This window comes from Mycolicibacterium anyangense (genome assembly GCF_010731855.1).
GTDB lineage: Bacteria > Actinomycetota > Actinomycetes > Mycobacteriales > Mycobacteriaceae > Mycobacterium > Mycobacterium anyangense.
This window is the reverse complement of sequence record NZ_AP022620.1, coordinates 546490-568907: the sequence shown is the minus strand read 5'-3', so window position 1 is coordinate 568907 and position 22418 is coordinate 546490. Positions and strand designations below refer to the sequence as shown.

At 68.0% G+C, this 22418-nt stretch carries 18 protein-coding genes; 7 read left to right on the top strand and 11 right to left on the bottom strand.

Translation table 11 applies throughout. From position 1 onward, the window contains the following. The first annotated feature begins 13 nt into the window (after window positions 1-13). The 5 genes from G6N35_RS02625 to G6N35_RS02605 all read left to right on the top strand — a co-directional run bounded on the left by G6N35_RS02625 (window position 14) and on the right by G6N35_RS02605 (window position 6510). On the top strand, window positions 14-1498 hold the full coding sequence (locus tag G6N35_RS02625) for an ABC transporter permease (RefSeq protein ID WP_163807429.1): 1485 nt from the start codon (window positions 14-16) through the stop codon (window positions 1496-1498). Then, window positions 1495-2544, top strand: coding sequence for an ABC transporter ATP-binding protein (locus tag G6N35_RS02620; protein WP_163802832.1), 1050 nt, complete (start codon window positions 1495-1497; stop codon window positions 2542-2544). Before G6N35_RS02625 ends, G6N35_RS02620 begins: the two co-directional genes overlap by 4 nt. Next, window positions 2537-4996, top strand: a complete 2460-nt coding sequence (locus G6N35_RS02615; RefSeq protein WP_407664500.1) for an AMP-binding protein — start codon at window positions 2537-2539, stop codon at window positions 4994-4996. The genes G6N35_RS02620 and G6N35_RS02615 overlap by 8 nt, the downstream gene beginning before the upstream one ends. Window positions 4997-5144: 148 nt before the next feature. Continuing rightward, window positions 5145-5795 carry a fasciclin domain-containing protein gene (locus G6N35_RS02610; RefSeq protein ID WP_163802831.1) on the top strand — a complete coding sequence of 217 codons (651 nt, stop codon included), beginning with the start codon at window positions 5145-5147 and terminating at the stop codon, window positions 5793-5795. 121 nt (window positions 5796-5916) lie between these two features. Beyond that, window positions 5917-6510, top strand: coding sequence for a fasciclin domain-containing protein (locus G6N35_RS02605; RefSeq protein WP_163802830.1), 594 nt, complete (start codon window positions 5917-5919; stop codon window positions 6508-6510). 80 nt (window positions 6511-6590) lie between these two features. On the opposite strand, the gene G6N35_RS02600 is transcribed toward G6N35_RS02605, so the two are convergent. The 7 genes from G6N35_RS02600 to G6N35_RS02570 form a co-directional block, all read right to left on the bottom strand. Further along, on the bottom strand, window positions 6591-8057 hold the full coding sequence (locus tag G6N35_RS02600; RefSeq protein ID WP_163802829.1) for a sugar transferase: 1467 nt from the start codon (window positions 8055-8057) through the stop codon (window positions 6591-6593). A gap of 183 nt (window positions 8058-8240) precedes the next feature. Continuing rightward, the gene (locus tag G6N35_RS02595; protein WP_163802828.1) at window positions 8241-9464 is read right to left on the bottom strand and encodes a lipase family protein; all 1224 of its coding nucleotides are present in this window, start codon (window positions 9462-9464) and stop codon (window positions 8241-8243) included. Next, window positions 9461-10723, bottom strand: coding sequence for an acyltransferase family protein (locus G6N35_RS02590; protein ID WP_163802827.1), 1263 nt, complete (start codon window positions 10721-10723; stop codon window positions 9461-9463). Before G6N35_RS02590 ends, G6N35_RS02595 begins: the two co-directional genes overlap by 4 nt. Continuing rightward, on the bottom strand, window positions 10720-11967 hold the full coding sequence (locus G6N35_RS02585; protein ID WP_246224175.1) for a lipase family protein: 1248 nt from the start codon (window positions 11965-11967) through the stop codon (window positions 10720-10722). The genes G6N35_RS02590 and G6N35_RS02585 overlap by 4 nt, the downstream gene beginning before the upstream one ends. Then, entirely contained in the window at window positions 11964-12635 is a 672-nt protein-coding gene (locus G6N35_RS02580; protein ID WP_163802826.1) for a YveK family protein, read from the bottom strand. Before G6N35_RS02580 ends, G6N35_RS02585 begins: the two co-directional genes overlap by 4 nt. Further along, on the bottom strand, window positions 12635-13879 hold the full coding sequence (locus tag G6N35_RS02575; protein WP_246224174.1) for a lipase family protein: 1245 nt from the start codon (window positions 13877-13879) through the stop codon (window positions 12635-12637). The genes G6N35_RS02580 and G6N35_RS02575 overlap by 1 nt, the downstream gene beginning before the upstream one ends. Further along, window positions 13876-15354, bottom strand: coding sequence for a tyrosine-protein kinase domain-containing protein (locus tag G6N35_RS02570; protein ID WP_163802825.1), 1479 nt, complete (start codon window positions 15352-15354; stop codon window positions 13876-13878). The genes G6N35_RS02575 and G6N35_RS02570 overlap by 4 nt, the downstream gene beginning before the upstream one ends. 150 nt (window positions 15355-15504) lie before the next feature. Here G6N35_RS02570 and G6N35_RS02565 point away from each other — a divergent pair, with 150 nt between their 5' ends. Together G6N35_RS02565 and G6N35_RS02560 are read left to right on the top strand one after the other, a co-directional pair. Beyond that, entirely contained in the window at window positions 15505-16884 is a 1380-nt protein-coding gene (locus G6N35_RS02565) for an O-antigen ligase family protein (protein WP_163802824.1), read from the top strand. Further along, window positions 16881-18416 (top strand): hypothetical protein, encoded by a 1536-nt coding sequence (locus tag G6N35_RS02560; protein ID WP_163802823.1) that lies wholly within the window; start codon window positions 16881-16883, stop codon window positions 18414-18416. Before G6N35_RS02565 ends, G6N35_RS02560 begins: the two co-directional genes overlap by 4 nt. Here G6N35_RS02560 and G6N35_RS02555 read toward each other — a convergent pair. Genes G6N35_RS02555 through G6N35_RS02540 form a run of 4 tightly spaced genes read right to left on the bottom strand, consistent with a single transcriptional unit; the run spans window position 18373 to window position 22369 of the window. Next, window positions 18373-19548, bottom strand: coding sequence for a glycosyltransferase (locus tag G6N35_RS02555; RefSeq protein ID WP_163802822.1), 1176 nt, complete (start codon window positions 19546-19548; stop codon window positions 18373-18375). The two genes, G6N35_RS02560 and G6N35_RS02555, sit on opposite strands and share 44 nt — an antisense overlap. Next, the gene (locus tag G6N35_RS02550; protein ID WP_246224173.1) at window positions 19548-20705 is read right to left on the bottom strand and encodes a polysaccharide biosynthesis protein; all 1158 of its coding nucleotides are present in this window, start codon (window positions 20703-20705) and stop codon (window positions 19548-19550) included. Before G6N35_RS02550 ends, G6N35_RS02555 begins: the two co-directional genes overlap by 1 nt. Next, the gene (locus tag G6N35_RS27015) at window positions 20702-21817 is read right to left on the bottom strand and encodes a glycosyltransferase family protein (protein WP_163802821.1); all 1116 of its coding nucleotides are present in this window, start codon (window positions 21815-21817) and stop codon (window positions 20702-20704) included. Before G6N35_RS27015 ends, G6N35_RS02550 begins: the two co-directional genes overlap by 4 nt. Next, a complete protein-coding gene (locus G6N35_RS02540; protein ID WP_407664597.1) occupies window positions 21818-22369 on the bottom strand; it encodes an acyltransferase in 552 nt (183 codons plus the stop codon). It abuts the gene before it with no gap. Between the last annotated feature and the right edge of the window lie 49 nt (window positions 22370-22418).

Here is a 22418-nt window from a genome sequence, read left to right as displayed (position 1 = left end):
CGCCGCCGTCGTCATGGGCCTGGTGGCCGTCACGTTCATCCCGCTCGGCTACGTGGCGTGGGCATTCGTCAGCACCGGGCCGGCCAGGGCGGCCGAGCTGATCCTACGACCCAGGGTCGCCGAATTGCTGCTCAGCACAGTCGGTTTGGTGGCCGTGACGGTCCCGCTGTGCGTGCTGATCGGTGTCGGCGCCGCCTGGCTGGTGGAGCGCACCGACGTTGCCGGACGCACGCTGTGGCGGCCGCTGCTGGTGGCACCGCTGGCCATCCCGGCTTTCGTCAACTCCTACGCCTGGGTGGGGGTGGCACCGGGACTGCACGGTTTCGGTGGCGCCGTCCTGGTGACCACACTGTCCTACTTCCCGTTCGTCTACCTGCCGGCCGCCGCCACACTCAAGCGACTCGATCCCGCGCTCGAGGAGTCCGCGCGTTCGCTGGGCTCCGGGTCGGCCGCGGTGTTCGTGCGGGTGGTGGTGCCGCAGTTGCGGTTGGCCATCCTCGGCGGCGGACTGCTGATCTCGGTGCACCTGCTCGCCGAATACGGGGCCTTCGCGATGCTGCGGTTCGACACCTTCACCACGGCGATCTTCCAACAGTTCCAGGCCACGTTCGACGGCGCCGCGGGCTCGATGCTGGCCGGTGTCCTGGTCCTGTTGTGCCTGGCACTGCTCGTCGCCGAAGCCGCCGCCCGGGGCCGCACCCAGTTCGCCCGGGTCGGCTCGGGTTCCCCACGGCCGGCCGCACCCGTGCGCCTTGGAATGATGCGCCCCGTGGCGGTGCTATCGCTGAGCCTGGTGGCGGTGCTCTCGGTCGGTGTACCGACCTGGACCATCGTGCGCTGGCTGCGGATCGGGGGTGCCGAGGTCTGGGACGCCGCCGATATCGGTGCGGCCCTGGGACAGACGATCGGTCTGGCGACGGCCGGCGCGCTGGCGGCGACCATCCTGGCCTATCCGGTCGCGTGGGTGGCGGTACGCACCCGCGGCCCGCTGGCGCGGTTCGTCGAGGGCGCCAACTTCATCACCAGTTCCCTGCCCGGCATCGTCACCGCGCTGGCGTTGGTGACCGTCGCGATCCGCGTCGCTGCACCGCTGTACCAGACGATCGTGCTGCTGATGGGCGCCTATGTGCTGATGTTCATCCCGCGCGCGCTGGTCAGTGTGCGGGCCGGGCTGGCCCAGGTGCCGGTCGGCCTCGAGGAGGCGTCGGCGACGCTGGGCACCTCTCCGGCGGTGACGTTCACCCGCGTCACCGCGCGCCTGACCGCGCCGGCCGCCGCCTCCGGTGCGGCAATGGTGTTCGTGGCCGTGGCCACCGAACTCACCGCGACCCTGCTGCTGGCCCCCACCGGAACACGTACGTTGTCGATGCGGTTCTGGTCGCTGGCCAGTGAACTCGACTTCGCCGCGGCCGCGCCGTACGCCGCCATCATGGTCCTGCTGGCCCTGCCGGTCACCATGTTGCTGGTCCGACAGTCCTCGAAGGTGGCGGCGCTATGAGCCAGCTCCACATCCGTTCGCTGACAAAGAATTTCGATCATCCAGTGCTGGATGGACTGGATCTCGACATCGCCGAGGGCAGCCTGACCGCCGTCGTGGGACCGTCCGGCTGCGGCAAGACCACGCTGCTGCGGATCATCGCGGGATTCGAGACGCCGGATTCGGGAACGGTGTCCATCGCCGGCCGTGAGGTGGCGGGACCAGGGGGTTGCATGCCGCCACACCAGCGCTCGGTCGGCTACGTCGCGCAGGACGGTGCGTTGTTCCCGCATCTGACCGTCGGTCAGAACATCGCCTACGGACTCAAGGGGGGCCTGCGTCGTGCGGAAGTCCGCGATCAGGTCGCCCGCCTGCTGGCGATGGTGTCACTCGACGAGCACCTGCTCTCCCGGCGTCCCAGCGAATTGTCCGGTGGCCAGCAACAGCGGGTGGCGCTGGCCCGGGCACTGGCACGACGGCCCGCGGTCATGCTGCTCGACGAACCGTTCAGCTCGCTGGACACCGGGTTACGGGCGGCCACCCGCAAGGCGGTGGCCCACACCCTGGCCGACGCCGGCGTGACCACCCTGTTGGTCACCCACGACCAGGAGGAAGCGTTGTCGGTAGCCGACCAGGTGGCCGTGCTGCGGGGCGGCCGCTTCACCCAGGTGGGGTCACCACGCGAGCTGTACCTGAACCCGACCGACCGGTTCACCGCCGAATTCCTCGGCGACTGCGTGTTCCTGCCGGGCAACGTTCGCGCCGGTGTCGTGGAGTGCACACTGGGACAGCTTGGCGCCGAAGGGTATTCGGACGGTCCGGTGACGATCATGCTGCGGCCCGAGCAGCTCTACGCCAGTGCACTGTCCGACACGTCGGCCGATGCGGTAGGCACCGTCGTGGCCACCGAGTTCCTCGGCCCCGATGTGCTGTTGAGCATCGAGCCCAGCGGCGGGTCGGATCTGCTCACCGTGCGCCAGCACAGCTTTGGTTGTCCGGACCTGCACGCCAAGGTCAACATCGATATCGTCGGCCGGCCGGTGATCTTGAAGGGCTGCGGTGCGTGATCTCATCGAACTGATGGCCGGTTTCACCGACCGTCTGGCGGTCGCCACCGCCGACGAAACGCTCACCTACACCGAACTGGCACGCCGCACCGCGGCGGTGGCCGATGCGCTGGGCTCGGAACGCAAGCTCGTCATGCTCGAGGTGCGCAATACCGTTCCCGCGCTCGTCGCCTACCTCGGCGTACTGGCGGGCGGCCATGTGGCACTTCCGGTCTCAGCGGGCGGCACCCACCGCGAACTGTTGGAGACCTACGACCCCGATGTCGTCATCGACGCCGAAGCCACCATCCGCCGGCGTCGCAGGCACAGCCGCCACCGGCTGCACCCCGACCTGGCCCTGCTGTTGAGCACGTCCGGCAGCACCGGCTCCCCGAAACTGGTGCGGTTGTCGGCGGCCAACCTCACCGCCAACGCCGAGGCGATCGCGGACTATCTCGGAATCACCGAAAATGACCGGGCGGCAACTACTTTGCCGATGTCGTACTGCTACGGGCTCTCGGTCATCCACAGCCACCTGCGGCAAGGGGCGGCGCTGATCGTCACCGAGCAGTCCGTCACCGACGACGGGTTCTGGAACCTGGTCAGCGACCACCGCGCGACCAGCTTCGCCGGGGTGCCCTACACCTTCGAGCTGCTCGACCGCGTCGGATTCGCCGCGATGGACCTTCCCCACCTGCGCTACCTCACCCAGGCGGGCGGCCGCATGCACCCGGATGCGGTGCGCCGCTACACCGAACTGGGCAGGCGCCGGGGCTTCGACTTCATCGTGATGTACGGAGCCACCGAAGCCACGGCGCGAATGGCCTACCTGCCGCCCAGTCTGGCCGACGCGCATCCCGAAGCCATCGGGCGTCCGATACCCGGCGGGTCGTTCACCCTGGCACCCCTGGACGGCTGGACCGAGCCGGATGTCGGAGAACTCGTCTACCACGGTCCCAATGTGATGATGGGGTACGCGGACGGTCCCGCCGATTTGGCGGCCGGCGCCGGCCTTGATGCGCTGCACACCGGCGATGTGGCTCGCCATCTGGGTGACGGGATCTATCAGGTCATCGGACGGCTGAGCCGTTTCGTCAAGTTGTACGGGCTGCGCATCGACCTGCAGCGGCTCGAATCCGCCGTCGACGTACCCGGTGTCGCAACCATGTGCACGGAGGCCGACGGCCGGCTGGTGGTGGCGGCGGCCGGGCCGGTCGACGCCGCGGACCTGCAACGGCGCACCGCGAACGCGGCCGGCCTGCCGGTGGCCGCAGTGCGCGCGGTGCCACTGCCCGAGCTTCCGGTGCTGCCGTCCGGGAAGCCCGACTATCCGGCGTTGCGCGACATGGTCCGCGATCCCGGCCCAGGGGGCCCGGCAGACCTTCGGCTGCTCTTCGCCGACGTGCTGCAGGTCGAGGCCGACTCGGTGACACCGCAGAGCAGTTTTGTGAGCCTGGGCGGCAATTCGCTGTCCTACGTGGCAATGTCCATCCAGCTCGAGCGCATCCTGGGCCGGCTGCCACCGAACTGGCAGGACCGTTCGATCGCCGAGTTGCAGCAGATCCCGCCGGCGACCAGCTCGCGGTGGACCGCCGCACTGGAGACCAGCGTGGCCCTGCGCGCGGCGGCCATCGTTCTCATCGTCGGCTCTCATGCCGGGCTCTTCGAGCTGTGGGGCGGGGCACACATCCTGCTGGGCGTGGCGGGCTACAACTTCGCCCGGTTCTGTCTGGCCGACCCGCCACGACGGCGGCGGGTCCGCCACCTGGCCAGCACGATCGCCTGGATCGCCATCCCTTCGGTGATCTGGGTGGCGATCGCCCTGATGCTCACTGATGATTATGCGGCGACGAATCTTTTTCTGCTGCAAAAGGTTCTGGGACCGGACGACAGTATGACGGCGGGCCGGTTGTGGTTCGTCGAAGTGCTGGTATGGACCTTGGTGGCGTTGACGGTGGTGTTCTGCCTGCCGATCAGTGATCGGCTGGAGCGGCGCTACCCCTTCGGGGTCGCCGCGGCGTTCCTGGCGCTGGGACTGGCGCTGCGTTACGACCTGCCGGGGTTCGGGCTGGGCCGCGATGCGTGGTTCACCATGCTGGCGTTCTGGTTCTTCGCCATCGGCTGGGCGGCGGCCAAGGCGACCACGACGGTGCAACGGGTGGCGGTCAGCACCGTCATCGCGGTGGCCACCGCGGGCTACTTCGGCAACGGCCACCGGGAGCTGTTGGTAGCGGCCGGGTTGCTGCTGCTGGTGTGGCTGCCCGCCATCCCGGTCCCCGCGGCGCTGACGTCGGTGGCCGGGATCGTGGCCGAATCGTCGCTGTTCATCTACCTCACACACTTCCAGGTCTATGCCTTGTTCGACAGCACACTGGCCGGGGTACTCGCCGCCATTGTGGTGGGCATCGGCGTCGGCCAGGCGGTTCTGCTGGTGCGCAGCCGCGCCCGGATACCGGCTCTGCTGCGGCGGTAGCCACCTGCTGCGTCGCAAGAACTATGACGCGTTTGTGACCCGCCCGATCTTGACCCGTCCGCGCCCGGCGGCGCGCCGAATGCCTTGCGTACAGCCGATCAAGACGCGGTCGGTCCGAGCAGATACCAAAATGACAAGGGAGTCACTGATGGGATTTCACCGCACCGTACTGACCGCCGCCGGGCTCACCGCAGCCGCCGTCCTCTTCGCGGGATGTTCGTCGAGCAGCACCACCACGGCGGAGTCGTCGAGCACGACGGCGGCCACCACCTCGACCACCACCTCGGCCGCGGCCGCCCCGGCGGGCACCCTGGTCGGCCCGGGCTGCGCCAGCTACGCCGAGCAGGTGCCGACCGGACCCGGTTCGGTGGCCGGGATGGCCAAGGACCCGGTGACGGTGGCGGCGAGCAACAACCCGCTGCTCAAGACACTGACCTCAGCCCTGTCCGGCAAGCTCAACCCGAACGTGAACCTGGTCCAGACCCTCGACAGCGGCCAGTTCACCGTCTTCGCACCGACCGATGACGCATTTGCCAAGCTCGACCCGGCGACCGTCGACAAGCTCAAGACCGACTCCGACCTGCTGACCTCCATCCTGACCTACCACGTGGTTCCGGCCCAGGCCAGCCCCGCTCAGGTCGTCGGCGAGCACAAGACGGTGCAGGGCGGGACGGTCAGCGTGACCGGGTCCGGCAACGAGTTGAAGGTCAACAACGCCAACGTGGTCTGCGGCGGTGTCCAGACGGCCAACGCCACCGTGTACCTCATCGACACGGTGCTGATGCCGCCGGCCCAGTAACTACCCACATGAGCCGGCCGCGGGGTCGCTGATCCCCGGCAATGTCGGCGATCCCGCGCCGGCTCCCCGGTATCGCGCTGAACCTCTCCCAGCGCAACACAACACGAAAGGAAACACTACGGTGCACAACAAGATTGGCTCGTTCGCGGGTCTCACGGCCGCCACCGCCCTCGGGCTGTCCCTCGCGCTCGCCCCGAGCGCCGCAGCCGACGATCCCGGTGCCAACCTGGTCGGCCCGGGATGCGCGGCCTACGCCGAGCAGGTGCCCACCGGTCCGGGCTCGGTCGCGGGCATGGCCGCCTCGCCGGTTGCCGTTGCGGCGTCGAACAATCCGCTGCTGACCACCCTGACCGCTGCGGTGTCGGGCAAGCTGAACCCGAACGTCAACCTGGTCGACACCCTCAACGGTGGACAGTTCACCGTCTTCGCCCCGACCGACGCGGCGTTCGCCAAGCTCGACCCGGCGACCATCGAGACGCTGAAGACCAACTCTGATCTGCTGACCTCGATCCTGACCTACCACGTGGTTGCGGGTCAGGCCGTTCCGTCGGCGGTGGTCGGCACTCACAAGACCGTCCAGGGTGCTGATCTCACGGTGGCCGGTTCGGGCAACCACCTGACCGTCAACGGTGCCAATGTGGTCTGCGGTGGCGTCAAGACCGCCAACGCCACGGTGTACCTCATCGACACGGTGCTGCTGCCGCCGGCCAACTAGGGGCGGTACCACCAGACCGGCCGGCTGCGGCGGCGTGTTTCTCCTTCACGTCACCGCAGCCGGCCTTCTGCTGCGGGCCGTCAGTAGGCTCCTGTGCCGCGCAACATGGCCCGCACCGTCTTGACCACGATCATGAGATCAGCCATCAGCGACCAGTTTTCGACATAGCTGATGTCGAGCCGCACCGACACATCCCACGGCAGGTCCGAGCGACCACTGACCTGCCACAGACCGGTGATACCGGGTCGGACCAGAAGCCGGCGCCGCACCTGTGCGTCGTAACTGGCGACCTCGCTGGGCAGTGGCGGCCGCGGCCCCACCACACTCATGTCGCGGCGCAGGACGTTGAGGAACTGGGGAATCTCGTCGACGCTGTATCGGCGCAGGACCCGGCCCACCGGTGTGACCCGCGGGTCGCGGCGGATCTTGAACAGCACCCCACCCTCGCTCTCGTTCAGCGCACTGAGGTCGGCGAGCATCCGGTCGGCACCACTGACCATGGTCCGGAACTTGATCATCTGGAAGGGTTTGCCATCCAAGCCGATTCGTTCGGATCGGTAGAACACCGGGCCGGCACTGGTGGCCTTGACGAGCACCGCCACCAGTAGGGTCAGCGGCAGCGACAGCACCAGGACCGCCGATGAGAACACGATGTCGAACAGTCGCTTCTCGAAGCCTTTCGCACCGTTGTAGCGCGGCTTCTCCACGTGGATCAGGGGCAGACCACCGACGGGGCGCATGAGCAGGCGGGGGCTGGCCACGTCGGCCATGCCGGGCGACACCAGCAGGTCGACATCATGTTTCTCCAGCTGCCAAGACAGGTCGCGAATCCCGTTGGCGCCCAGACGCTCCGTGGCCGTAACCGCCACCGCATCCGCACCGGTCTGTTGTACAGCCCGCAACAGTTCGGCCCCGGCGTAGACCGGAACCACTCCCACCGAGCCGATGGCCACCGCATCGGTGGCTGGAACGTCGGGCACACAGACACCGACGACGACGTACCCCGAATCGGGTTGGCGGGCCATCGACTCGGCGAGTTCACGCACGGCGTCCAGCTGACCCATCGCGACCACCGGCGTGGCATAGCGGCCGAATTTCCTTCTGCCCCGCGCGATGGAGCGTCGTACCACCCAGCGCCCGCTCAGCAGGAGGACCAGTCCCAGCGGGAAGGCGATGGCGAGGTACCCACGGGCGATGTCCAACTTGAGCAGCATCGACACGATGGCGATCGCGCCGAACAGCGCCAGCGTCGCCGACAACACCAGGCGGTACTCTTCGGCACCTTCGCCGATGATCCGCGCCGACCGGCTCCGGTAGATCGTCAGTGCCGCCAGCCAGGTGAGCACCAACGCCACCGACACAGCGGTGTAGTCGATCGACTTGAACGAATTCCCCCATCCGGCAACCACATCGAAACGCAGCCACTGCGCGGTGCAGACCGCGGCAATGACCGAGGCTGCGTCCACCTTGCGCAGCCGGGACACATACCCCAACCGCCACGGCACACGGGCCGTGGCACTGCCGACGACAGTTGACTCTATCGACATGCGACGCCTGTCCGATCTCCCCGACCAGCACACGCCACTTTGCGACGATTGTTGCAATGAATACTGTCGCACATTTATTTGCGGAGTGCACGATAGAGGCCGCCTTGCCAGAGATGCTCAGCATTCACGCAGTGTGTTCCACAACATGTTTCAGCGAGACGGCCTCCGCAATCGGTCTGCGGCTTAATTGACGCAACCGTTTGCCACTGGCTTCTGGTGGAACCGGTCGACGAGCCACCCGATCTGATCGCCAGCGTCGACATCGGCATGGCCCTTACCGTCCTCCAGCCGCCAGAGCAGCGTGCCACCCCGGGCACACGCCTCGGCGATGGCTCGAGTGGTCCACTCCGGGTCGATGTAGGTGTCGGCGGTGCCGTACACGACAGACAGCGGGGCGGACAACGGTCGCTGCGGCAGTGCCCAGTCGCGTAGCAGACCGGTGAGCGCGGCCGCGGCGCGCGGGCTGGCCGGTGCGAAGTCGAGTGGACCGATATCGGGTGCGACCTCGGCGCGGGTGTGCACCAGGGCACCTGCACACGCCGACAACGCATCCCAGTTCGCCGCGGCCACGCCATGGCGGAAGTCGTCGAGCTTCAGCTCGGGATGAAGTCTGCCCAGCGATGCCAACACCCATTGCATCAGCGGGCGCTGGTCGGTGGTGAGGGTTCCGCGCTGCGCCTTGTCCACCAGGCCCACCATGTCGGCGGCCGGCGACAGCGCCACCGCCCCAACCAGTGTCAGGTCCGGCGCGTACTCGGCCACCTGTTCGTCGGCGGCCCACACCGCACCCCCACCTTGTGAACCGCCGAAGGCACCGAACTGGCGTGACACGTCCGGAAAGGTCGCCCGCAGCGCCCGCACGGCGTCGATGATGTTGCGTCCCGCCGTCCTGGCATCCAGGTACGGATGGTTACCCGCCGCACCGAGGCCTTGGTAGTCGGCGAACGCGACCGCGAACCCGAGCTTGATGAATCCCGCCACCACCGGGGCCTGCCCCAGCAGGTTGTCCGACAACGACGGGGCGCAGGGCTGCTGGATTCCGGTGGTGCCGTGGCCGAACGCGATCACCGGCCATCCACCCTGCGGCGCAGTTCCTTTCGGAACGAAGACCGTCCCCGACACGATCGTCGGATCCCCGGTGTCGCCCTCCGTCGAGTGGTACACCACCCGGGCCGAGCGCACCCCGAGGGACGCCAGTGTGCCGGTGAGATTCGGCATCGTCATGGCACTGACCAAGGTTCCGGGCCCGGACCCGCCGAGCGTGGCCGAACTCACCGCGGCCGGAGCACCGCCGGCACCGCCGCGCAGCCAGCTCGCGCCGGCGCGGTAGGCCACCACGCCGGCCGCCGTCAGCACGAGGGTGGCGGCCACGGCAGCCAGGACCACCGCCACGGATCTGATCCTCATCGACGGTATCGCTTCGCCAGGGCCATCGCCGGTTTCTCGACGAACCGGTGGGTCAGTGCGGCCAGCGCGAGGCTGACAGTGAGCACCAGAGCCACATTGCGGAGCATGCCGGCCAGGGTGTCACCGGCCATCAGACCCCACCTTCCGAGCACCAGCAATACCGGAAAGTGCCACAGGTACACCGACAACGAGATCTCCCCGACATAGCGCACCGGGGCCCAATCCAGGCCGCCGGCGAATCGGGATTGTTCGCCGCGGGCCAGCGGCGCGACGATGAACAGGATCACCAGCCCGGACAGCAGTGCCACCGCGGTGCTCGAGACGTGGGAGTGCACCGCGATCAGCGCCAGGCTGGCCGCCGCCGATACCGCCAGCAGCGGTGCGCAATACCACCGCAGCCGGCGCACGACGTGGCCGGTGAGCAGCCCCGAGGCGATCGCGGCGAACAGCACCGCGGCGACCATCCCGAAGGCGAAGTTGTCGGCAAGCGAGACGAAGCTGCGGTTGTAGACCGCAAGCCAGTTCGGCCCCCACTCGGCGAGATTGGGGTCGAAGACGCCGACCTCCCGCTGCACCGCCGGCGCCAGCGCCTTGCCCACCGCGCCGATGACGACCAGGGTCAGCGGGGCCAGCAGCGCGATACCGATCGGCGCCAGCCCGGTGCGACGGCGCAGTGCCAGCGCGAGGGCCCCGAAGATCGGCAGCGACAGGTAGAACACCAACTCCAGCGACAGTGACCAGGACGGGTTGAGGCCGGTTTGAAAGTACTGCGGCAGATAGCTTTGCAGCAGGGTGAGGTTGGCGACGATGGCGCCAGGAGCTGTCATCCGCCCGGTGCCGGCATCGGTCCCCGGTGGCTGGATGGCCACGTTCTCCAGATAGACCGCCCCGAACACCAGGCTGCTGATCAGGAAGATGGTCAGGTAGGCCGGGAACACCCGCAGGACCCGGTGTACCGCGAAGACCCTGGTGTCGGGTGGCCGGACCGTACCGGGGTCGGCGAGAATCGCACGGACGAACGGCAGGTAGAGCAGAAATCCGCTCAGGGCGAAGAAGAACACCAGTGCCTGGCCCAGCAGTTGCAGTTTGAAGCTGTCCATCACCTTCGGTGAATAGTGGGCGTTGACGTGCAGCACCAGCACCGCCGCGCAGGCCAGACCGCGTGGCCCGTCCAGACCGACGATGCGGGTCCGGGCCGGCTTACCGGCCGGCGCGGTGCCCGGGGCCTCGGCACTGATGGGCTTGTCCTGCAATGTCATTGGCGGGCCTGTCCCGGCGTCTGGTCGGTGGCGCGTGGTGGGCACGCATTCAGCGGGGTGTCGCCGTCGAATCGCTGATGAATCCAGTCGAACGCCACCGCGGCGTCGATGTCGCCATGGCCCTTGTCGGGCTGCAGGTAGTACTCGACGGTGCTGCCCATCGCGCAGGTCTTGTCGAGCGCCTGCTTGGTCCAGGCGGCTGAGATCAGGTTGTCCCGGCCGCCATAGATAACGAGCATCGGTGCGCTGGAACGCTGTTGCGGCACACTCATCCGGGCCAGGTAGCCGCGCAGTGCGTCGGTGGCGGCTGGCGTCGCCGGGCGCAGATCGTCGGCGGTGATGCGTTGGGCGACCTGTGCACGCTGGCCGGCGGTGTCGGGTGAGCAGGAGGACAGCACGGCCCAGTTCTGCGCGACGATGCCGCGGCGGTAGTCGTCGAGATTGAGCTGTGGGTTCTCCTCGGCCAGCGCGTAGAGGATCCACTGCAGGAGCGGGCCCTGGTCAGCGGTCAGCGTGCCGGCCGCTGCCGCATCGGCCAGGCCGGTCAGATCGGTGGCCGGGACCAGGCTGACCGAACCGAGCAGGTCCAGCCCGCTGCCGTAACCGGCGGCCAGCTCGTTGGCCGCCCAGGCGGCCTGGCCGCCCTGCGAGCCGCCGAAGGCCACCCAGCGAGTCGAGGTGCCGGGCACCAGTTTTCGCGCCGCACGTACGGAGTCGATGAGGTTGCGCCCCTCGGTTCCGGCATCGAGATAGGGGTGGTAGGTGCCGTCGAGGCCAAGGCCCTGGAAGTCCGTCACCGTCACCACGTAGCCGGCTTTCACCAGCGGCACCACCACCTCCGAGGTGCCCAACAGCGTCGGAGACAGCGACGGCGCGCAATCGTGTTGGACGCCGGTCGATCCGTGTCCGAAAGCCACCACGGGCCAGCCGCCCTGCGGTGGTGTCCCGCGCGGGACGAAGACCGTGCCCGACACGAGTTGGCTGCTGCCGTCGATACCCGATTCCGAGGTGTAGGTGATGCGGGCGGCGGTCGCCGATACCGCGGTGATGCGGCGGTCGATGGTCGGCAGCGTCGCGGCGGACTTCAGCGTCCCGGGCCCGGAACCGGTGAAGTCACCGGGGATCGCGAGGGCACCGACCTCGGGGTGGGCCGGGGCGGGCGGGTGCGGCAGTGCTGAACATGACACCAGGGTGAGCATCGCCGTCAGCCAGATCGGCATGAGCCACCATTTCGTCTGGTTCATCTCCTACCGTCTCCGATCGCATCGATGACCACGTGGTCGAGTTGTCCCACCGTCAGCACCGTCGCGCTGCGAATCCCCCTGGCCAGCACCAGCACCGAACTCAGCACAGAACCCAGGGCGGCACCGAGTGCGACGTAACGCCCGGCATCGGCCCGCACCTGGGTGGCCGCGGCGCCACCGACCGGGATCAGGGCACCGGTGGGCCCCTGTCCGGACCATTCCAGTTCGCCGGCCACCGCGATGAGGCTGCGGCCCAGCGCGTCCGCAGTCGCGACCGCCTGCCGCTCATCGGTGTCGGTGACGCGGACGGCGAGCAGGACCGAGCCCGGTGTCACCTCGGCGCGGACGTGTTCGGCGAGCTGGCTGGGCGTGGTGGCCAGATGGCGATCGGCAATCGTGCGGGCCAGAACCTGTCGCGAAACAGCGAGAGCCGCATAGCCTTCCATCCTCGCGAGCGCGTCGCGGCTCCCACTGAAAGCGCTGCGGGGTTCGGCGGCACCGGGAACCGTAGCGAACACCGACACCTGTGCGGTGTAGGTCGTCTCCCGGGTGTGTGCCACCCACCAGCCGACGGCTCCGGCCAGAACGGTGGCGGCCAGGATCACCCACCAGGAATCACGCAGGATCGTGACGTAGTCGCGCAGCCGCGGCGGGGATACCGACTCCATCATCGCTGTCCCACACACCCGTCGAAGGGACGCTGGCCGTCGAAACGGGCCTTCACCCACGGCAACGACCGGCTCGAGTCGAGATCGGCGTGCCCCTCACCGATCCGTTCCTCGAAATCCACCACATCGCCCTGGGCGCAGGCACTACCAATGGCGGCTTTGGTCCAGTCGTCGTTGACGAGCGGATCCATGGTGCCGAACTGGACGAGCAGCGGGCCGGTGGCCCGGTGTTGCGGCAATGCCATCTGCCGCAACAGCGCCCGCAGCCGGGCCGTGGCCTGCGGTGTGGCCGGGCGCAAGTCCGAGGCCTGCATACCGTTGACCACGCCGGTGTAGCGGCCCGGATCGGCGGGCGTGCAGTCCAGCAATTCGTCCCAGTGCGCCTTGGTATAGCCCGACACGTAGTCGGCGAGGTCGAAATCCGGATGGGACCAGGCCATCCCCTGGAGGGCGAAAGCCAGCAGCGGCATCTGTTCGCGGGTCAGCGTACCGTTGGCCGCCGCATCAGCCAGGCCCGTCATATCGGCGACCGGCACCAGTGCGGCAGTGCCCACCAGCGTCAGTCCGCCCCCGTAGCCGCCGGCCTGGTCGGCCGCGGCCCAGGCGGCCATTCCACCGAGCGACACCCCGTAGGCCGCCCACCGCTCACCCGCACGCGGGTCGATCCGGCGGGCCGCCCGCACGGCGTCGATCATGTTGCGGCCGAACACCCGCGAGTCCAGGTATGGATGGGTGAAGCCGGGCACGCCCAGGCCCTCGTAGTCGGTCATGGCCACCACGAAGCCGTTCTGCACGAGCGCCGCGATCATGGGCGCGTTGCCCAGCAGGTTTTCGTAACTGGTCGGGGCACAACGGTTGAGCACACCGGAGGTGCCGTGGCCGAAGGAGACCACCGGCCAGCCCGCCTTGGGTGGCGGTCCCGGCGGGATCGCGACCAACCCCGAGACGTCGGTGGGTCCGCCGGTCTCCGACGTCGACCGGTAGACCACCCGGAACGCCGTCGCGTCGACCTCGTCGAGATCGGCATTGGGCCCGAATCGCTTCACACTGACCAGCGAACCCGGACCGTCGTCGCTGAGGTCGGGCGGCGGCAGGTCCGGGGCACCGGCGAACGACGGAGAGAGATCACGGATTTCAGTGCCGGGCATGACCTTCGGTTCCGCCGCGGGTGGCGGCGGGCTGCAGCCCCCGACCAGCAGCGCGATCAGAGCGGGGACCGCCGTCCACCGCCGGCGGGCGCTCACGGCTCCCGGTTGCCGACTCGAGACAGCGCGGCAGGTTCGGCCGCGACGTCGGCGGCGTCCGGTGTGCCGGCGTTGTCGGTGGACGGTGCCTGCGCCGAGCTGCGCTGCAGGTGTCGCCGGTGCTCGGCGATCTTGCGGCGATGACCGCTCTCGAAAGTGGCCACGGTACCGACGATGTCGGTGTGGGTGGCCCGCAGTGTGGCGATCGCGCGACGCAGCGCAGGAAGCCGGGTCCGGCCCAATCTCACCACCACGAGCGCACCGTCGCCGGAGCCGGCCACGAACGCACCCTCGGTGCTCAGCGCCAACGGCGGGGTGTCGATCAACACGTAGTCGAACTGGTCGCGCAACACCGCCAAGGCGTCGTCGGCGTCACCGGCGGGCCACCACCGGCTGCCGCCCTTGGGTACCGGTCCGGCGGGAACGAGGCTGAACCCATGCCCGCCCGCGTCGGGAATGAGGATCGTGGCAACATCATGCTGGCCGGCCAGCACCGTGCTCAGTCCGCGCCTGCGCGCCGTCGAGAGCTGCTCGGCCGTCAGTCCCAGTCGCTTGGCCAAGGCCGGGTTGGGCAGGTCTGCGTCGACGACGACGACGCGGTGCCCACTTTCGGTCAGCGCGGCGGCCAGATCGATGACCACGGTGGTGCGCCCTTCCCCGCGCTGGGCACTGGTGACGGCCAGTACATGCGGCCTGCCACCGTCGGCGGTCCGCGCGAACTGCAGGTTGGTGCACAGTTCGGCCAATCGCTCGACATACGGCCCACCGGAATCGAGGTCGGCGACCTCAAGGGTGGCGCGGCCGGGATCAGCGGGCAGCGTCGCCAGCACCAGCGAGTCGGTCGTGGCCTGCGCCGCGGCGGTGCGCCGCAGTCGGGTGTCGAGCAGACCCACCAGGATGGTGAGAACCAGGCCGGCGGCCAGCCCGCCCGCAACGCCCAGCAGTATCCGGGCCAGAACCGTCGGACCGATCGGCAGCTGCGGGTAGGTGGCGTCATCGACCACCACCACTCCGGCCGCCGGGCTGCCCCCGCGCCGTGAGGTCTCCAGCTCGCTGATCACCTCGACGAGTTGGTCGGACACGGCGTTGGCGTACATCTGTGCGGTCGACGGGTCATGATCGCGCACCGCGATGTCGAGCAGCACGGTCTTGTCCACCGGGTGGGCCGAGATCCGCGAGCGCAGGTCGTCGGTCGAAATACCGGTCTTGAGTTGGTTGGCTGCGCGCGCTGCGACCTGCTCGCTGGTCGCCAACCCGGCGTAGGACACCACGCGTTCCTGGGAGAACAGGTTGTTCTGGTACGCCTCGCCCACCGAGGTACCACCCTGGGTGCTCACGAACAACCGAGCGGTGGACTCGTACATCGGAACACTGGTCGCCGCAAGGGCATATCCGATACCGCCACCCATCAGGGTGACGACCACAGCGACCCACCAGTAGCGGCGGACGATTCTGAGGTAGTCGCCAATACCCAAGCCGGATCTCCATTCCCCTTACCTGGCTCCCGACCACCGATAACCTTAGCCGCCCCGCGGCGATCCGGCACAACACGAGTGTGCTCGCTCTGTTGCATCACCCGGTAGAGATGCGAGCATATTCCCGTGCAGCACAACAAAATTACGCTCATGACAATACTTTCGGACGTTGCGATCGTCGCCGTCTGTTGTTTGCTGTCCGGAGCGGCACTGGTCGGCGGCGCGCTACCCGTTGCGGCCCTGCTCGGCCTCAGCAGCGCGGTGGTGGGCACCTATGTCGGCATCCGACATCCCCTGTGGCTGTACTGGTTACTGGCGGGCGCGCTGGCGGCGCTGCCCTTCGGATACTTCCCAGGCGTCCATGCCCCGCTGACGTTCGGCCTCGGCATCGCCGTCCTCTTAGCTTCGTTGCTACATCGCAACGACAACAACACCTTGGCGCCCTTGGAAATTGGCATCGCCGTCTTGGTGGTGGCCTCCGCAGTGTCGGTGGCCGCCACTTTCGAGTCACCCACTGATATCGCGGAATTCGGCAAATGGACGGTGTCGACCGTCCTCGTGATCGCACTATTGCGGCTTTCTCCAGCGGATCTGAGCCGTTTCGGCCGCATCTACGCCGGGGCCTCGGCAGCCGCGGCCCTGTTCGCCATCACCATCGTCGCCGCCGATCCCGAAGGCCGTCTGATCAGCTATCTGTCCGTCGTCGGGTACGGCCGGGAGTCCAACAGCACCCGATTCGTCTACAGCGACAGCGGAAATGCCGTGCGCCTGGCCGGAACCTACATCGATCCGAACACCGCGGGAATCGGCCTGCTGGTGGCGCTCGCCGTCACTCTCGTGGTCTTCAGCGGCTGGCGCCGTGTGGGATTGGCCACACTTTTCGTGGTGTGCGTTGCGCTCACCCTCAGTCGCGCAGCGTTGTTCAGCATTCTTGGCGGCCTCGTCATCGTTGTGCTGTTCCATACCCTGAGCAGCAAGCAACGGCGCACCATCTTCGTCACGCTGGGTGTGGCGGTCCTCGCAGCCGCAGCCACCCCCCAGGTCCGCCGACGGGTGTTCTCGTCATTCGGCAGCGGCGACGCCGGATCATCGGCACGCGCCGATGCACTGGACAACTTCACCTCCGTGATGCACGGTCACTGGCTGTTCGGACTGGGCTGGGGCAGGCCGGAATTCAAGGATCCCAGCAAGAGCTTCGAAGTGAACTACGTCGCCAATGCCCCCCTGCTCACCGTCTACCGCGGTGGCATCATCACCGGGCTGATCTTCGTCGCGATACTGCTGATCGCCGTGACGGTCGCCTACCGGACATTGCGTGGCGGCGATACCCCGCAGGCCGCGCTGGCCGGCATCTTCATCGGCTTCACCGTGGTCGCGCTACAGCTCGACTTCCCGGTCGTCACGATTCCATCGGTGACGATGATGTTCTCGGTGTTCCTGGTGTTCCTTGCGAAAAATGATCCACACCAACAACAATCTGCGGTTCAGCTCGGCTACCGCGATGACGCACTAGTTCAGGGAGTCCGATGACACCGATCAGGGGCCTGCGCATCAGCCGGTTCGGCACACTGGCCACTGCGGTGCTCATCGCCGCAGCCGTCGGCACCGCGCTGGTGCTGTGGCCGAGCAGAACCGACCGCCACGACGCCGTCGCCGAGGCAGCGGTGATCAACCCGGCTCCCACCACAATCGGGTTCTCCCAGCCCGGCGAGTTCCTGTCCATGACCGCCACCGACATCGGCCACACCCTGGACCTGATGGTAGCCACCGGCGCCAGGACTGTGCGCACCGTCATCCCGTGGTCCATCGTCGAGCAGACGAAGGGGACGTTGAACTGGACACAGGTGGACACCGTGATCAATGCCGCTGTGGCACGGTCGATGTCGGTCCTGGGCATCATCGCCTTCACCCCCGACTGGGCCAGGGCTGCCGGAACCGCACCGATGATCGGCAAGCCGTCCTCACCCTCGGACTTCGGCTCCTTCGCCAAAGCTGCCGCCACCCGCTACTCGGGCAAGATCTCGGCCTACGAAATCTGGAACGAGCCCAACTCGTCGCTGTTCTATTCGCCCGGACCCGATCCGGCCGGTTACACCGCTCTGCTCAAGGCGGCCTATCCCGCGATCAAGTCGGTGTCCTCGTCGCTGCAGGTGGTCGCGGGCGCCCTCGGGGCTGACATCACCTCGGCCACCACCACCGATCCGGCGTCCTTCCTCACCCAGATGTACGCCGCGGGCGCCAAGAGCTACTTCGATGCAGTGTCATTCCATCCGTACCAATACAGCCTCCCGTTCTCCTCCGGTGTGGACATCGCCAATTCGCCTGTGCAGCAGCTGATGGACATGCGCACGGTGATGGTGACCAACGGTGACTCGGCCAAGAAGATCTGGGCAACCGAGTACGGCGAACCTACGGCGACGGTGGACGAGAACACCCAGAGCTCGATGATCAACGACATCGTGACCAAATGGCAGGAAATGCCCTACACCGGCCCGCTCCTGGTCTACACCACTCGCGACAAGGCCACCGGCAGCTCCGACCCGGAGGATACTTTCGGTGTCTTCCGGTCGGACTGGACACCGAAGATCGCCCAGCAGGTGCTGCAGTGGCAGATCGCGAACGGCATCCCGAAAACTGCTGAGTTCCAGCGCTTCAGCACGGTCACCAACACCGCCTACGGCACCGTGCTGAGTCCGGTGTACAAGGCGACGCCGACCATCTGGGCGCAAGTGCGCACCAATGCCACGGTGTTCGAGACGACCGCGGCAGGATATCTGTCCTCCCCCAACCCGGTCGCCCTCAAGGCCAGACCGCTGGGGGTGGCACCGACGGGTCCCTTCGCCAACGGCTACCAGGATTTCGACACCGGGGTGCGGATCTTCTACTCCGCGGCCACCGGCGCTCACGCGATCGGCAGTGGGATCGCGGCGGCGTGGACCTCGGCACTGGGTCTGGCCACCACCGACGAAGTGCCGCTGTCCACCGGCGGCGTGGCGGTCGACTTCCAGCACGGCCGGATCACCTGGACACCTGCGGCCGGCGCGGTGGTGACCCTGTCCTAGCCTGCCCGGCCAAGGTCACCAGGTCAGCCACGGCCTGGTGCGGTCGGCGGTCCTGCCAGTGCGCCGCGTTGACCTCGTAGAGGGCAGCGCCGTCGGACTCCGCGGCGCCGCGATCGAGGAGATACCGCCGACAAGCTTGCACGAACGCCCCGTCGGTGTCGTAGACCGGTAGTCGCAGATGGTCTTTCAACGATCCGACGGCCGCCGAACTACCGACGATCGGCAGGCCGGCCCGCGCCGCGTCGAGAATCTTCACCCGGACCCCGCCGCCGGTCTTCACCGGGGCGATCAGCGCCCGACACGTCGCGAGGAGTCCCGGTAGGTCGTCGACGAATCCGACGTCCCGAACGCCCGGGGGGTAGGGCGGGTCGACGGCACCGGGCTTGCGGGCTCCGATGATCACCAGTTCGGCGCCGGGGATCCCGTCGGCGATTCGCGGCCACAACCGGAGCGCCTCGAGAAACGCCTCCTGATTCGGCGGCCAGTCCCGGGTGCCGATGAACGCCAGCCGCGGGCCGGTGGCCCCGAGATCGAGCTGTGCGGCGGGCGGCAGCGTGAGCTCGACCCAGCGCGCACCGGACACTCCGGCACGCTGATACATCTCGGCTTCCTGGGCATCGTAGGTGCCGACGGCATCGGCGGCGCGGGCCACCCGAAGCTCGTCTCGGACCAACCGGGGAGCTTCTACTCGGCCCAGCCGCCCCCTGGTCGCCTGCCACACCTCAGACTCGGAGTTGACAGTGTTGACCACCAGGCCGCGATCGCCGAAATGCGCTGAGCGCAGGAACGACTCGGCCATGTAGCTGTGCTCCGCGAAGAACACGTCGGCGTCGCAGTCCTCGACAGCCGACACCAGTGCAGGGGTGTCGAACCGCACGTGCACCAGACTGCGCCGGGAGCGTAGCGCCTCGACGGCCAGGCCGGTCCGTCGCACCGGCGGCTTGGCCACCCTGACCAACGGCACACCGGCGGGCATCGGTGTCGACGCCGCCGCGCCGGCCCGACCGGACAGGCAGATGCCGTCGACGTACCAGGACTCGGCCACCAGGGACATCACCAGACGTGACAGCGTGAGATCGCCGCCGTGCTCGGTCTCGGGGTCCTTCGACAGCAGGAAGGTCACCCTCGTCATCAACCACCCCTTCGGTACAGGATCTTCAGGTAGAGCGCCAACAGGACCGCGTCGGTCAGCACCGAAGCCACCGCCGCACCGACGGCGCCCAGTGGTGCCAGCCCTGCCACACACGCCAGTTTCACCGGCACCAAACCCACTGCGGCCCAGGCCCGCAACAGATCCCGGTGTTGCATGTAGAGCACCGCGGTGTAGATGTAGTTGGCGGTGCGCATGCAGCAGAACACCGACATCAGGACCATGGCAACGCCCAGCTCGCGCGGCGCGGGTGACACCACCAGGCCGATGCCGACCAGCAGGATCAGCAGCATCGCCACCACCGAGACGGTGACGATGGACTTTCGCGGCGGTCCGCTCGCCAGGTCACCGCCGGACTCCCGCAGCGGTTCGTGGTAGGTCGCGACGTAGGACTGGCCCAGCGCCGCCACCGCCCAGGCCATCACTGATGCCACCGAATACAGACCCGCCACCCGGGAGTCGGTGAGAAACCCGAGCAGCAGCACGTCACCCTGGATATAGAGGGCGTTGCCCAGGTGCTCCATGACCAGTGCCGCGACCAGCCTGGGCGGCCCCGGCAGTTCCGGCCGGTGACCACGGACCGTGAGCACCGCCAGCGCGGCGATGACGGCATAGGGCACGCAGTACAGCAGGCTCGCGGTCAGCAACGTCGGTGCTGCAGCGGCGAAGAGGTAGGCGCTGGCGAGTGCGATGCTGCTGATCTGCCGGACGGTGTCGCGTCGCATCACCCGGTCCGGATGCCCGTCGCGCAGGTCCCGGCTCTTGTAGGCGTTGAACACCAGTTCGCCGCCACCGACCACCAGACCGAACCAGGCGATGTAGTGCACGTCGACGACGGCAATACCCGCGGCCATCAGCAGCAGGCCCAGCCCGACCCGGGTGGTGCGTTCACGCAGGAATCGCTCCTCGGATTCCCGCAGGGCCCGCACGTTGAACGGGTTGTCCAGCGGCGCGCAGATGATCGCTGCCAGGGCGAAACCCATGGCGTACAGGCCATAGTCGGCGATCCCCAGCCGCTTGATCACCGCCAGTGTCCACAGCAGGCCCACGCCGCGCCCGCCGTACATCCACACGGCTGCGAGCACCGTCTTGCCGATCCGGCTCACTGTCGGCGGCGCCGGTGACGACACCTCGCTCACCGGGTGCCCACCATCCGGGACCAGTGCTCGGCGTAGGCCTGCGCGACCCGCTGCGGCGAGCGCCTGTCCCGTTCCAGGATGGCGTTGGCCCCGAGTTGATGCAGCCGCTCGGAATCCTTGACCAGATAGTCGATGGCCCAGCAGAACTGCTCGACGCCACCGGTGCTGTCGGTACTCGGTACCCGCACCACGACGGCACCGTGCCGTTGGTCGAGGTCCACCAGTGCCCCGTGGTCACTGCAGATCACCGGTGTGCCGTAGCCGATCGCGTGGGTCACCACCGCGGAGGACGGGTACGCGGGGCCGTAGAAGGTGCGCCGGCCGTAGGGCACGACGACGGCACGGACCGACTCGAAGAAGGCATCCTCGTCGGCGCCTTCGACACCGCCGACGATGTCGATGCCGGGAACGGATGGCAGCTGTTCGGTTCCGCGGCCGGCCACCCGGATCGCAACATCATCGCTGAGGAGTTCACGGATCCGGCCGATCAGCTCGAAACCCTTTCCGCGATAGACCAATCCGAAGAACCCCACGGCGAGGGGACGCTGCGGGGCCGGCGTCACCGCACGGCGCACCGGCGCGATATGCGGCACCCTGGCCACCCGGGCCCGCGGATACGCCGACGCCAGCGACCGGGCCCCGCTGTCGGTCAGCGAGAACAGCTGCAATCCGGCGGCCACCGATCGCTCGACGCGGCGCGAGACGGCCTGCAGCGGTACATGCACCCCGTGGTTGACCAGTCGATGGTTGGCCATGAAGCGGGTGCGCCACGGCCACCAGATCAGGTTCGGCGGGTCGTGCACCGTAGCGCTCAGGGCCACATCCCGACGCCCGGCGATGGCCCAGAACGGCGTCACCGCACCGCCACTGAGTTCGGCATGCACCAGGGTGGGTCCGGGATACGGTTCGTCGATCAGCGTGCCGACGGCCCGGCGGTGCCGCCGCAGGTCGGCCACGCCGTCCTCGCCGGGGCCGCCGTGCCGGTATTCGACGACGGCGCCGAAGAGCGGGCGCACGGCGTCGAGGAACTGCTGGGCATAATCCCCGACCCCGCCGGCCCCGTCCCGCGGGCCGAGGTAGATGAGCCGGGCGCCGGCCAGTGAGCCGCCCATCTAGTAGAACAGCGGCCGGTACTTGGGACGGTATCGCAACGCGTCCGGGTTACGGGTGCTGAGTACCTTGGCCGGTACTCCGGCCACCACCTGCAGCGCACCCACGTCACCACGCACCATCGAGCAGCCACCGACCACGGCGCCGCGGCCGAGCGTCACCCCCGACAGGATCGTGGATCTGCTGGCGACCCAGACATAGTCCTCGATGACGCATGGCTGAAGGATCGGGGCGAACGACGGGTCGTTGTGGTCGTGATAGCCGCCGATGATGTGGACGTCAGAGGCCAGAACCACGTTGTCGCCGATCGTGATTCCGCCGCGGGCGTCGAGCATGCAGCGGAAGCCGATCGAGCAGGCCTCCCCGATCGTCAGGTTCCCGATATCCAGGATGGTGGTGCCGCGGAAGATCGACGAGTCCTTGCCGATCTTGGCGCCGAACAATCGCAGATAGGCCTGCCGCACATGATGCGACGGGAAGTAGGTGAAGAACAGGTTGAAGCCCAGCAGCCCGACGCGGTTGTACAGCTTGCGGAGAAACGAGATGTCCTGCATCGGCGGTGGTTTCACCGGCTCCAGCGAGGGCGGTAAGCCGTCGTCGGTC